The organism is Paenibacillus wenxiniae (assembly GCF_039822605.1).
GTDB classification, from domain to species: Bacteria; Bacillota; Bacilli; order Paenibacillales; family Paenibacillaceae; genus Saccharibacillus; species Saccharibacillus wenxiniae.
On record NZ_JBCGUH010000005.1, the window covers coordinates 140,411 to 154,591 of the forward strand.

Sequence of the window (14,181 nt, forward strand, 5' to 3'; positions counted from 1 at the left end):
GCCGCTTACTCGGTTGCCGTCTTCTGCGTAATGCGGAAAATAACAAACTCCGCTGGTTTTACCGCTGCAATCCCGATCACACAGATCAGTCGTCCATTGTCGATATCGTCCTGCGTCATCGTATTCGGGCCAATATCGACATAAAATGCTTCACTGGGACTGGAACCTTGCAATGCGCCATCACGCCATACAGTTGTCAGGAACGAATCAATCGTGCGCTGTACACGCGCCCATAACGGTGCATCATTCGGCTCAAATACAACCCAGTTTGTATTGCGGCGAATCGATTCCTCAACGAAAATGAACAGACGCCGGACGTTAATATATTTCCATAGTCCGTTCGAAGAACATGTACGTGCACCCCAGACACGAATGCCCTGTCCGGTAAACTGACGAATCAGATTGATACCGCGCGGATTGAGAATATCCTGCTCACCGGTGTTGTACTGGCAATACAGCCCAGTCACACCGCGTACCACTTCATTCGCTGGTGCTTTGTGCACGCCGCGTGTATTGTCAGAGCGCGCATAGATGCCTGCCATCGAGCCGGAAGGTGGAATCGCTACACTGCGCTTTTCGAATGGATCAAAGACGAGCAGCCACGGCGAGTATAATGCCGCATAAGACGTATCAAAATAATTCCGATGCGCCGTAATATCCGGTACCTTCGTGCTATCACGTGGTGCATCAAGAATCGCAAAGCGATTGGTCGCATTTTCACAATGCGCTACCAGTGCCAGCTGTACATTCGGATCGGTAATGCCGGGCACCGCCATCAGGCTGACCTCATCATTATCGATAAATGCTTGAATACCTGTCCGTTTGCCTGGTCCCAGATCTTTGCCCATAAAATCAGCCGGTGTGATGCTATCCACACTGCCATCGCTACCACCGGATAGTGTCAGCTGATAGCGTCCGGTCTCTTCCGCTGCACCACTGATCGTTTCAAATGGAGAGATTACCTTATCCGCAGCAGCTGTATCCGGTTCGCCTTCATTCCAGTTCACATTAATGAGCGCCGAGCGGGAAGCTACGATGCCGATATAGTTCGGTGCCGCCGCATTAAGCGAAGCATTTTCAAACAATTCAGCTTCGGAACCATACGCTACTTCCAGATTGAATTCACGTGTAGTCAGCGTTTTGGTCGGCACGAGATTGGTATCCTCTGGATCGCCATCAATCGCGCTATCTAACTCCAATACATTGTCCAGCGCTGACACAACACGGTGATACGAACGCTTCGGCTCCTCCTCAGCATTCGATTCGTCGGTAAAACCGATCACATCGCCTGCACGGAAACCGGCGGTGCTTTTCACTCGATATTTGTTACCGTCCAGCGTTTCTAAAATTTGCGTTTTCGCTTTACTTGTCGGACGCAATGTGACGATAATGCGATTTCCCCACTGACCTGGATTACGTGCAACGATACGCAGTCCCGGCTTTTTATCATCCGCTTCATCCGGCTGTACATTGGCAGCAGGCAATGCGCCTTCTGGTGCGACACGCATTACATAACAACGCGAACCGCCATTTCCAAAGAAATGCTCAACCGCATACGCCAGATAGCGATACACACCAAACGCATTTTCGGACAAATATCCACCAAAGTTACGCTGGAAATCCGCCATCCCAGTAATTAGTAAAGGCAAACCTTCTACAGGCCCGCGTTCTGCCAATCCAAGAAAACCAGCGGTACTGGTACTAACTCCCTGCATCGGTACTGGACCACTGTCAAACTCCTCCACATATACTCCGGGAGATAAATATTCAGGCATGGTGCTTTTCCCCTCTCATCATTGAACTTGGACGATCCCATCAGCCGAATCCGGCAAACGGCTTACTGCATAATGCGGCGATCCATGCGACGATTACTACCTGTTCCGAATGCGAGCCTGTCCACTTGCCATATTCAGCTCCACCCGCAGTGCCTCACCTTCTTTCAAAGTTAAATGAGCTTGCAACGATGCAGTCCCTTCACCTGTCGACAGCTCATAGTCTGTCGCACCGCCTGGCAGTGTAGGCAATACGAGCAGTGCTTCCCCGCGTGCGTCACTTTGCCCATAGATAAGATGTAATAGCGGTGTGCCTGCCGGATAGCGCTGCTGTAATGGCTCGGTCAGCTTCCAACAGCGCTCGCCAGCACTCTGTACTTGCATAACGCCATCCTCCCTATCCTCTTCCGCAGCAGCGATCTGAATTCGCTCCAGTGATGCAGATGTTGCTGTCTCCTCATCTACCTGCTGCTGAGATAGCAACACCATCTGCTCGCCAGCTACAGGTGTAGTTCCCGTCGCTCGTACATACAGTTCGGTTGCTCCCACCTCGGCAGCTTGCCGCAGTCTTGCGCGTGCTGCCGCAGACTGGCTACCACGCAGAAACAGGTCAACACCGGAAACGGGCTGTTCATCCTCACCGATACAGCGACATCGCACTCTCGTTAATCGCTCAGCATACAGATAAGCAGACGAAGGCAGTAACCGCAAATTGGCTTCAAATGGCTTTGCTGCCTGAGATTCCAGTGTCCATTGCAGCTGCATCGGCATATAATCCGGTGAATGCACCGTTAACACATAATGGCCGGGTTCCAGCTCACTTGCGGCATAATAACCGCCACCTTTAGGTTGCAATGCTCGACCACGAAGTGGAGGCAGTACACGAGCGGGAGCTGTTTGATCCGGCTGATCCAGCAAGCCCAGATGCAGCTTCAGCGCTCGTGCTGCTGGAGCGCCACCCGTGACTGAATCAATAAGACGCAGAACGACCGAGCAGCGATAACGGATGGAACGGGATGAGTTCATGGTTGCCCTCCATTTCGCTGTTCTGCCGACAGACTCGCATCCAGTACACGCGTCACCTTTTTCGTGCGCTGCGATTCCAGTAGGATCGGTCCAGCTCGACACGCCACTGACAACCGATACGGTTTTTGCGAGAAAATCTGACTGAGACGTTCTGACGGTAAATCTTCCAGTATTAATCGCAGCTCTTCATTATTATCCTTAAGCGTACCGACCAGATCAGCACCGCCCACACTTCCGTAATCATGGAGCGTCTGCATCACACCGCCTATTATGCGATTGCTGTCCAACGCACGCACAGGCAGGTCAGCTCGTGAATGCACCGTAATGAGGTAATACAGCTCCAAACAGAGCGGCGGATAGCGTAATGTGCCGCGATTTTGCACAATCATTTCATTCGTTTGATAATCCCGACTCTGCCGAATATCGAACAGATATACACTGATTGATAGCTCCCCTTCCTCCAGCGGTGAAGCCAGTCCAATGCTTTCCGGGTGAGCTACCGTATCTGGCACCAATTGCTGCCGCAGCAATCCAACGATCGTTAGCCCTGTATCGGCGATCACATTTGCATTTCCGATCGTCCATTCCCCCTTTCAAGCGATAAGCCACATCTAGCTACTGCTATGCTAACCGCTAGCTAGCTCACCATAGATCCGCATACATGCCGAGCGTCTCCGGTGATATCAGCAGACCACCCTTTTCCAATTCCAACCGCACAGCGGTCAAAAGCATATCCATCGATAACGTTCGCTCCTGTGCTGCCGCGATAAAAGCAGCAGCTACGACGATATTTTTAATCTGTCCACCAGATAGTTCGAATGTGCGGGCGAGAAAGTCCAGATCAAGTCCAGGTTCCAATGGAAGCTGCTCCGGTAACATCGATAACCAGATTTGCTTTCGGCTCACCGCATCGGGAAACGGAAAACGCACGATAAAGCTAATTCGTCTCATAAAAGCATCGTCCAGATTTTGGCGATAGTTCGTTGCCAGCACCGTAATGCCTTCATACGACTCCATCTGTTGCAGCAGGAACGACGTTTCCATATTGGCAAAACGATCATGCGAATCGCTCACCTCTGACCGTTTGCCAAACAGCGCATCCGCTTCATCAAAAAACAAAATGCTGCTGCTATAACGCGCCTCGTCAAACACCGCTTGCAGGTGCTTCTCCGTCTCGCCAATGTACTTGCTCACCACCTGCGACAGATTGATCTGATACAACTCCATCTGTAGCTCAGCCGCGATAATACGCGCAGACATCGTTTTACCTGTACCCGGCGGTCCCGTGAATAGTAGACTTAACCCTTTGCCATATGGTAACCGCTTGCCAAGACCCCATTCGTCATATACCTTGCTACGATGCTTCACCTGATCACACGCATAGCGCAGCTGACGCTTCTGTGCTTCCGGCAAAATAAGCTGCTCCCACGTCCATCCACCGGCGAGTCGTGTAGCCTGATCTTCCAGTCGGGTATGAATCTGCCGATAGCATGCTTCATGCAGCAACTCTCGCAACTGCTCTGGCGACGGCTCCTGTAGCTCGCTATAGGCGGATGCAAGCCATTCGAGCGCCTGCCGAATCTGTCCAGGTGTCATTTGAAAAGTAGCCGCCAGATGATCATCATCCAGTTTCAGCGTCTCCGGCAATAACTGACGGGCATAATGCTGCCAGAGCTGCTTCGTCTGCTCATGATCAGGTAGCGGAATCGTTACCTCATCTCGGAGTGGCCATAATTCGCGGTTGGATATGTCCGCACGCCCAGCCCCATCTTCACCGATAAGCCAGATGATGCCGGTATAGTCGCGTAATGCACCACGTACAAGTTGTAGTTCGCGTTCACGGTGCACCGCCCAGCTTTCCCAGCCGTGAAACACAAGATCTGCTCCACGTAGCCGTGCTTCACGAACAACTGCATAGATTGCTTCCTCCACTCCAGTCGTGTCGATCCGATTCAGATCGGTGATAACCAGCTCCCGTTCCAGACGACCGTACACATAATAGAGTTGATGCCGACGTCCGCTGCCGGTACGCCCATGTAGCGCATAATAGCGTATCGTATGTAGACCGCTACTTTTTGTGTTCACGATGCGTCTTAATTGTTCCTGTATATGTCCCTGTACAATGGGTCGCTCGGGTGCATCAACTGGACGTTGAATGTCCAACCAGCCCTGCACAGGATCGTATCGCTCCGCATCTCCAAGCAGGAAGCGCAGTACCTGGGGTTCCAGCCATAATGGCCGACTGAGAAAATGCTGCTGCTCGTTGACTGCACCGCGCTTTAACAACAAGCGACTCACTGTCGCAGCCGGATGAAGCGCCTGTAACCATTTCATTTCCGAATCGGCATCCGTTGCCGCCAGTTTAAGCATCAGATCAGGTGTTACATATTTGCACGTAATATCGTCCTGTAAATACGCATATAGCTTCTCATATCGTCGCTCCAGCTCGATCGCCAGTAGCACAATGACACATATGTATTCTTCGCGATTTAAGTGTAGACGTTCACGCAGCAATGCCAGCGGAAGCTGTCTAATATCGCTATGAGCAAGACGTTGCGACAGCTCTTGCTCCAGCGCAGCCTGCTCGGCATAAAGCTGCTGCAACCGGTCATGATCCTCAGCCGGCCGATGCTGAGCCAGTAGCAACTCCACTTCCTCATCGCTAATAAACAGCCCTTTATACTGCTCGATCTCTGCTGCAAGTTGCGGCGGATAACGAAGCATCGCTATTCGCACAAGCAGCTCGGCACGTCTTAGTTCCCGCCCGATATGCTCTAATCCGTTATGAAACCCTGCTCTGGCATCGGTGTCTGGCATCATTGACGAATTTCGTTCGTAATCCGTTACATCCATAGGCACCACTGGCCTCCTATTCTAATGTGTCTGCCTACGTGAGACTGCCATTTTTCGTCTACATAACAACCAAGCTAGCAAGCAATGAGTCAGCTAGCTAATATTTAGCTTTTGGTGAAATTAACTTCGTTTGGAACCAGCTTTTTTGTTTTGAAAAATAATCGCCTGCCCGCCCCAAATTCAATACACGCATGAACGTTACCGACTCCTCATAAGCAACGTTATAACTGCTAAACAAAGACGGAGACATTTCATCCATTGACTGGTCATTTAGACCTGTCTGGGAATCGCGGACTACATATATCGGATACAACCGTATCGGTTCAATATTCATTTAAAAATAATCTTTTATTCGAGAAAGTGAACATCCCATATTCAGAGTGGTAGAGCATTATGTAAAATGCCTTGATGTAACCAGCGATGCTGGCAGAAGTAGCGAAAAGCTTGCTATATAGCTGTTCTTTATCGCCCATGTAGCTTGTTGGAGTGTGCTACATGTAAATGGGATCATCATGATGGAGAGATGAAGAAATCAGGAATCAATAAAGTGGAATTACAAATTATGTTAATACAACTCTATTCAATTTTCAATAACAAAAAGCCAGTCACCTGGGGTAACTGGCCTATTTTTACATTATCTTCATCTATGAACCGACTAAAGACGTAATTACGCCCAGTAGTCCGTTGGCATATAGCGGATTTGCGAATCTGCTTCGATCGTCAAACGTCCCTGCTCGGCATCAAACTGCACTCGATCCGGGTTCACATAATACCAGTGCTTAATCTGTGGCTCATTGTCAGGAAGCTCAAACCGGAACATATTCAATTCCTGACGAAAACGCACGATATCATGAGCGATTTCAGGCTCAACACCTTGAAATTCCAACCGATATCGTCCCTCCGGCAATTCCGAAAACTGATAATTCAGCGATTGCCGATTATTATTCAAAAATTCGCGACCTGTTACCGCATGCTTCACCATTACCGTTTCCTTCATATTCATCCCCCTTGTGCTCAAGGCAAATCAATCAACATCCAGAATACCGGCTGCTCGGCAGTCACTTCCAGACGGCTTTCCTGCTCGATACGTGCGGAATCGCGTGCAGATAATACCTGCCCATCGTTCAAACGCAGCGCACCGTTAATGACAAACACATACATACGGCGGTTCGGTTGCTGTACAAACTCTACCTGCTCACCCTTTTCCAGGCGACTCAAATAGATCGTCAAATCCTGATGAATCGTTGCCTGATGTTCTCCACCCTGACGACTCACAACCGGAACAAGTTTGCCGCTCAACGATGCCGGATTAAAAGAAGCTGTCATATACGATGGTGTCAGTCCACGCACCTCCGGTTCAAACCAGAGCTGTAACAGATTGCAATCCGTTTCGTTGGACGCATTATGCTCGGTATGAATCACACCTGTACCTGCCGACATACGCTGAATACCACCAAATGAACTCACTGCTACATTACCGATATTGTCTTCATGCCGTAGCTGACCCTGTAAAATAATCGATACAATCTCCATATCACTATGCGGATGCGCACCAAAGCCATGCGACGGTGCAATGATATCATCATTAAACACACGGAGCGGCCCAAAGCTCATATTGTTCGGGTCCTGATATTCACCAAAGGAGAAGCTGTGACTGCCACGCAGCCATTCACGGTCAAAATGAAACCGTTCGCTTGCAGGATATACCTGAATCATATACGGATTGCCTCCTCAAAATTAACAAATTGACCTTACCTTTAAACGGGCAAATAGGGCATACTTTTGAGCGTACTTTTAATACGGCTAGTACTTCTAATACGAGTAGTACTTCTAGTATGAGTAGTACCTCTAGTACGAGTAGTACCTCTAGTACGAGTAATACAACTAATATAGATTGTATATCGAATGTAACAATCCCCACTGAATAATTGTAACAAACTAACGAATATAATGTATTATACCTGTTCGCTTATGCTTCTGGCAAACATCTCGTTCCGAACATCTGCTATAGATGATCCAAATATAGATGATATGCAAATTCATGCTTCGTACCGTTCTGCTACGCCATATGATTTACTATTCACTATGACTGTAAACGAACGATGGGATCATACCAAAAACCGCTGCCCCATTACATATATGGAGCAGCGGCTTGCCGTTCAAACATATTTAAACAAATCGAGCAGAATCTTTGATCAAACCACTGCAACCTAATCCTGAGATCGCGCTTCATATATAGCCATATTCATCGCCATTTAGAGTATCCAGTCCAGTCAATGATCCGGTTTAACGATTAGCTTTGATCGTAGGCTAGCACGTTATAGCTCGGAATTGGCATCGGATGTAAAGTAAAGTTAACCTTCATCTCGGTCGATATACGGGCATACGAACTTCTAATGCTTAGCCTGACTCTATTTTATAACTTAATTCCCTCGCCTTATCCTTACAGACGGAAACGTGCTACTAACTCTTGCAGCTGTTCTGCCAGACGGGTCAGATCGGTTGCTGCACTGGACACTTCCTGCATCGAAGCAAGCTGTTCTTCTGCTGCGGCAGAGATCGTTTCCGTATTGCCTGCTGCCTGATCCGAAATGCTGGCGATATTTTCAATTTCAGCCACCACAGCATCTGCATCGCCTGTCAATTGTCCGGTGACTCCGTTCATATCGTCCATTTTGCGAGCGACCGCTTTAATTGAGCGATTGATTTTCGAGAACGAACGGCCTGATGTATCGACCGCTATAATACCGCCCTCGACATTTTGCTTCGCTTGGTCCATAACTTCAAGCGACTGGGTAACGACCCCTTGCATCCCTACGATCAGGTCACCGATCCGCTGCGCCGAATCTGACGATTCGGAAGCCAGCTTACGCACTTCATCCGCCACTACAGCAAAGCCTTTACCATGCTCGCCTGCACGCGCAGCTTCGATCGACGCATTCAGCGCCAGCAAATTCGTTTGCTTGGCGATGTTACGGATCAGCACGACGATCCCATCGATCTCAGACGAATGCTCACTCATCTGATTGATGATCGTACTCAAATGCTCAACCGTTATCTGAATATCGTAAATTTTCTGTACCACATCGATAACTGAATCGTTACCGCGAGCCGCTGCCTTAGACGCTTCTTGCAGCGTATTGGTCACATCGCCTACATGCGTCGACATCTCCGTTACACGCTCCGACATACGATGAATCGCGGTAGCGCCTTCGTTTACACTGTTCACCTGACGTTCACTGCCTGCGGCAACTTCCTGAATCGCCATCGTCACATGCTCGACCGAGCGACTGGTCTCTTCCGCTCCGGCGGACAGTTCCTCCGACGCAGCTGACACATTATCCGTCGTATCGCGCACACGCTCGATCATATCGCGTAGATTGTTCACCATCACGGCAAAGTCACGTGCCAAATCACCAATTTCATTATTTTTACTCTGATCAATCGTAACGCTCAGATCGCCCTGACTGATCTGCTGGGTCGTCTGACGAAGCGCGCTAATCGGCTTCATAATCATACGGATACTGAACAATACAATACCGGCAGCAATTACAAGCGCGATAGCGACAATGATCGTTGCCGTATGGCGGATCGGTGCTACAGCATCATCAATTTCACTTGTATACATCGTGCCTGCAATTTTCCAACCTGTCAGCTTATCGGTTTGGAAAACCATTTTTTTGGCGCGATTTTCAAACACATAATCAATCTGGCCGCTATCTTTGGCATACATCTCTTCCAGATAGTTACCTGTCGCTGTCTCACCTGGTGTTCCACTACGGCTAACGATATATTTACGATCTTGATCCAGTACGATCACATAACCTTCACGACCAACCGGAATATCGACCAGCTTTGCAATATTTTGCAAATTAAGCGATACGCCCAGTACACCGGAATTATCTGGCAATGTGCGCGCAATCACGACAACGGGCAGCTTTTCGGAATTGATCACAACGCTCGTCATGATCGTTGTACCTGGCGCTGCGATCGCCTTTTTGTACCAGTCACGTTCACGTGGATCATAGCCATTCTCATTTGCTTTTGGAATCGCACGAATCATCGTTCCATCCGGTGTACCGATAAAAGCATCCACGGCATCTGGATGCAATCCTTTGTACTGAGCCAGTCGTGGTACAATTTGCGGACTAAAGCTCCCATCGATCATAGAACTATTGAACAATTTCGATAAATATTCAACATCATAAAACTTTGTCTGCAACGAGTTTTGTACAAAGTTGTCTGCTGTCCGCACGCTTTGCGTTGCACTTGTAATTAATTGCGACTGTACTTGATTTTTGGCCGTATCATACAACGTCAGACTAATCGCAAGACTTGGCCCAAGCAAAATAATAATAAAAGCCGTAATCAGCTGATTTCGAATCGTCCAGCGAAATGTCCGATTTGCCTTCGGTTTTTTCACCTGCTTTATCTTCGGTGCCTTCACCGTTTTCGCCATTCTAACCACACTCTTTCCCCTTTAGACATGCAATAATGGATGGTACATGAGTGTTAACTCATACCTAATATTGTATATATCGCCTTTACACACTCATTTATTTAGAGATATCTGACATGGAATGCGAAATTTGCAGAAATATGAATGTTGGTGCGCGGTACCAACCTTTTCGAATACGATATCAATCGATCAACGGTACAATTTAGATTGCATTTCGACAACATTCACCTATGTTGCAATCATCAATTACTAGTCGTTTCGCTTATTCATTCTCTTTAAAAGCTTGTCGTTATGTTCCATCAATTTCTTTGTTTACACCTCATCTAGTCCCCTTCAAAAAAGCTTCAATGAAATGGTTATGCCTCTATCTCTAGGTTTATCTCTATGTCTATCTAAAAAACTACAACGTAAGTGCAAGTGCTATACCTTCCCCTCCATACAAAAAAGCGGAATATCGACTATACAGCCATATCCCGCTTTTTCATATGATCTACTATACCGTTGTGTAGGCACGATGATGTCTTTATTGGATGGTAGTGACGCCCTGATCAAGTTCACGCCTACAACTATACGATGAGCGAATAAACGTACACTAAGCGTCAATTTTCCGCCAGTCGTCTATTTTCACCACGTGTCTTTTTACCGAAAATAACGCTATCCAGCGACAGCAATGCACTACCTGCCAGAGCCATTTGCAAGCTGGCGAACAGCACCAGATAATCGAACTCTGTACCCATCATGAACGGCTGTCCCATTTTGGCAGTCAGCAGTGCTCCCACGATAACGATAGCGAGTACAATGCCAGCAATACGTGTGAACAGACCGAGAATGAGCGCGATCCCGCCGACGATTTCCAGCCCCCCAACGATCGGCGCGAGGAAAGTTGGAATGCCTACACTTTGGAAAAAGCCCTGTGTACCCGCAATACCACCCTGGAATTTGGAAATACCATGTACGAGGAAAATAATACCCGTTAACACTCGGACGATCAGCAGACCTAACTCCACATTTCTTTTAAGCACATTCATTATAAATTCCTCCTTTGTCGATACACTACAGGTTGTAGTTTTATTTTATGAAAAGCCGCCCTCCGTTTAGATGAGCGACCATAACACCAATACGCTAAGTACGATCAAGATCGGCAGCGAAATGATAACTGACCACAGCGCAAGCCGTGGGGAGTGACCACTATCAGGCTCGATAATCCGGTGAATCCGGTAGTTGAGCGATGTCTCCGCGAATGAAGAATAGATCATTCGCGCTGGCAGTTGCATACGTGCTCGTGAGCTTTTGACCAGTTTGAGCAGTGCACCGCCAATTCCTGCGGGTGTTCCTAGCTGTTCGATCGCAGCATGATCGGCAAGCACCTCACGTGAGATTTTGTAATGTATAGCTATGTTACGCAGTACAGGTAAAAACCATAGGGCAAATGAAGCCTGCGATAGCATAAAGGTACGCAGCGGATCACGTTGTTCGTAATGAAACCGTTCATGATGCACGACCGCTTCCAGCTCCTGCTCATCTAGCAGCTGTAGCAATCCTTCGGACAGGATAATACGCCGCTTCCATGTCCCCATCGTTAATGCAAGCGGTTCGGCATGGCGCACAATGATAAAGATCGGCTCACCTTGCGGGTAATAGCGCCGATTAAAACGCTCCGACAGTGCATGATTCTCCAGCTGACGGCAACGCTGTGCCGCCCGGTACGAACCATAGCATTGATCCATAGCATAACCTGTGAACAGCACAAACGTACAAATTACAAGCGTGCCCAGCAAGTGACTCACTGACAACCAGCCATGTTCCTGCATCCACATATTGCAAATACGCAGTACATCAAACGGAATATTCCAGCCAAACAGCATATGCATCGCGTACATGCCCATCAGCACAAATGTAAATAGCGCAATGCCTAACCCTGTGCTTAGCAGACGATCAGAGCGACGTTTCCACCATTCTACCCGTTGTTTTTCCATTGTCTGATTTTGTCCTCCAAGGCTTGAATAAGTTTGGGGTCAACCTCTTCCAACACATCCACCATGTGGTTGACAGCAAGCGAGCCGAATTCCTCCATCAGTTCATGGGTTAATTCTCTGGATTGATGATCGAGAAAGTCCTCGCGGCTTTCCAGCGGCACATAATGAAAGCTTTTCCCTTCCATCTGCTTGTGGAGCGCGCCTTTCTCAACAAGTCGATTCATTACCGTCATGACCGTGTTGAAGCTAAGCGACTTGACCTGATCCAGCGCCTGCTGGACCTCTTTAATCGTTAAAGGGTGCTCCGCATCCCAGAGCACATTCATAATTTTGGCTTCCAATGGGCCGAAAAAACGATCCAGTCCTGTTGTACCGACATTAAATTTTTTAATTTTCATTCTGCTCGCCACCTCACACTACTTATTGTAGTGCTCATCTTTAGAGCAAGTCAAACTCATATAGTTAATTGTATATTAACACATTTTGCGTATCAGTCTATACTTTTTGTTAGTTTCTTAATTATTCTTTTGGAAATAAATTGGGTGGGGGTGGGGGCAAACTTGGGTTATGGTGAGTTCACCCACTCCGGCAAGGAATAAGGGGGCGGACTTCCGTCTCGCACAGGAATCTACGGAGCAGGAGGGTATTGTAGATTCCCGTGCTCAAAAGCAGTATGATATTTTGCTTCGCAAAAATCACTTTTCATCGAACCACGTGTTAGGAGATCGCTAACACTATGAGTACGTCCGTCCCCCTTATTTCCTTGCCTCCGTTACGTGGGTGTTGCACCATATGAGTTTGCGTACACCCCAAGTTGGGTGGCAGGGTAGTTATTTTACGAGCATTTCACGAGCATTGCAAAACCATAAATAATTATAAACAATCATTACAAATATATACTTTCCAAAAGGGAGATCCTATTCGTATTCTAGTGCTCTGATCAGGATGAATAATTATACAAGTTGAATATGATATTTGATCGTGCGCTGGCATTTTGTAGATCCGAATTTGAATCGCAGTTAAAGCTAAAATGAATTTCGGTTAAATCACTAATACATTGATCAGCCTCAATTGACAGTCTAATCGACTTCACTTTATAAAAAACATCCTTGTATCATAATGAGAAATATACTTGTATTATGCCATGAACTCATTTTTACTAGCTCATAGCAAACTGCTATCCAATTTCATATTTAATGCGGTCAAGGTATGAGTTCTGCCTTAGAGTTCTGCCTTAGAGTTCTGCCTTATGTACGGTGCTCTTTAAACGTTGTTCTATCCGAACGTCTTTCTGATTGTATTCATTTTACAATAGGCAGACGTTCGGCAGAACAGTATAACCATGTAATAGATAGATGTTTTTCATACTACATTGATCGTCTATCGTGTATAGATCTTTCAAAGTGTATTGATCCTTTATACTACATCGATCTTTCATGCTGTATTGATCCTTTATATTACATCGATGTTTCATACTGTTTTGATCTTTTATATTGCATCGTTCTTCTACAGTATTTCTACGATCGCAACTTACCATTACCGGGCATCGTTCCAGATTAGGGTCATCTGTACCTGTCCGTTGTTCACGTTCGGATCGACGGGATTGGCTATTAAAATCCAGCTTTCGCCGGTTTGTGCATTATCGCCTTGAATGAGTAGACCTTCTTCACTCACTTTCTTGAGTGCATCCGGCATATCGATGCTGCGGAAATATTCACTATATGTTTTGGCAAGTAGCTCCATACTCAGCATCGTGCGCAGTGTTACACGTACAAAATGCTCGTCACCGTTATCATTGCGTGTGGATGTGACTACGGTTGCATCATCTGGAATCGGAAAATCGGATGGTACGCCGCCGCCATTTTTATGTTCGACCACACGCTGTGCAGCCAAACTTGCTGCGCCAGCCGTCGCAGGCTGAACAGCAACCGCCCCTATGAGACATACAGCCGCCAGCAAACTAACCATACTTCGAACTGTCCATTTATTCATGGCCCATCTCTCCTCTACTGTTCGATCGTGAATCAAAAGCCTGCATTCCTGTTAAAGCTGCATCGGCATTGAACGACTAACAGACCTGACGGTAAGAGAAACA

At 47.4% G+C, this 14,181-nt stretch carries 11 protein-coding genes; all 11 read right to left on the minus strand.

The features are described 5' to 3' along the window. Nucleotides 1-5: 5 nt before the first annotated feature. On the minus strand, nucleotides 6-1,775 hold the full coding sequence (locus AAHF22_RS11370; protein ID WP_347325124.1) for a phage tail sheath family protein: 1,770 nt from the start codon (nucleotides 1,773-1,775) through the stop codon (nucleotides 6-8). Nucleotides 1,776-1,871: 96 nt separating this feature from the next. Next, on the minus strand, nucleotides 1,872-2,798 hold the full coding sequence (locus AAHF22_RS11375; protein ID WP_347325125.1) for a hypothetical protein: 927 nt from the start codon (nucleotides 2,796-2,798) through the stop codon (nucleotides 1,872-1,874). Then, nucleotides 2,795-3,361 (minus strand): Pvc16 family protein, encoded by a 567-nt coding sequence (locus AAHF22_RS11380; protein ID WP_347325126.1) that lies wholly within the window; start codon nucleotides 3,359-3,361, stop codon nucleotides 2,795-2,797. The genes AAHF22_RS11375 and AAHF22_RS11380 overlap by 4 nt, the downstream gene beginning before the upstream one ends. 79 nt (nucleotides 3,362-3,440) lie before the next feature. Further along, complete coding sequence (locus AAHF22_RS11385) at nucleotides 3,441-5,651, minus strand: ATP-binding protein (protein WP_347325333.1); 2,211 nt, start codon at nucleotides 5,649-5,651, stop codon at nucleotides 3,441-3,443. 667 nt (nucleotides 5,652-6,318) lie between these two features. Further along, nucleotides 6,319-6,648, minus strand: coding sequence for a hypothetical protein (locus tag AAHF22_RS11390; RefSeq protein ID WP_347325127.1), 330 nt, complete (start codon nucleotides 6,646-6,648; stop codon nucleotides 6,319-6,321). A gap of 17 nt (nucleotides 6,649-6,665) precedes the next feature. After that, nucleotides 6,666-7,367 (minus strand): pirin family protein, encoded by a 702-nt coding sequence (locus tag AAHF22_RS11395; RefSeq protein WP_347325128.1) that lies wholly within the window; start codon nucleotides 7,365-7,367, stop codon nucleotides 6,666-6,668. 727 nt (nucleotides 7,368-8,094) lie between these two features. Further along, nucleotides 8,095-10,110 carry a methyl-accepting chemotaxis protein gene (locus tag AAHF22_RS11400; RefSeq protein WP_347325334.1) on the minus strand — a complete coding sequence of 672 codons (2,016 nt, stop codon included), beginning with the start codon at nucleotides 10,108-10,110 and terminating at the stop codon, nucleotides 8,095-8,097. Nucleotides 10,111-10,709: 599 nt separating this feature from the next. Further along, nucleotides 10,710-11,138: a DoxX family protein gene (locus AAHF22_RS11405; protein WP_347325129.1), complete on the minus strand. Its 429-nt coding sequence runs from the start codon at nucleotides 11,136-11,138 to the stop codon at nucleotides 10,710-10,712. Nucleotides 11,139-11,204: 66 nt separating this feature from the next. Then, the gene (locus tag AAHF22_RS11410) at nucleotides 11,205-12,086 is read right to left on the minus strand and encodes a M56 family metallopeptidase (protein ID WP_347325130.1); all 882 of its coding nucleotides are present in this window, start codon (nucleotides 12,084-12,086) and stop codon (nucleotides 11,205-11,207) included. Beyond that, on the minus strand, nucleotides 12,068-12,484 hold the full coding sequence (locus AAHF22_RS11415) for a BlaI/MecI/CopY family transcriptional regulator (protein ID WP_347325131.1): 417 nt from the start codon (nucleotides 12,482-12,484) through the stop codon (nucleotides 12,068-12,070). Before AAHF22_RS11415 ends, AAHF22_RS11410 begins: the two co-directional genes overlap by 19 nt. 1,138 nt (nucleotides 12,485-13,622) lie before the next feature. Then, nucleotides 13,623-14,078, minus strand: a complete 456-nt coding sequence (locus tag AAHF22_RS11420; RefSeq protein ID WP_347325132.1) for a hypothetical protein — start codon at nucleotides 14,076-14,078, stop codon at nucleotides 13,623-13,625. Between the last annotated feature and the right edge of the window lie 103 nt (nucleotides 14,079-14,181).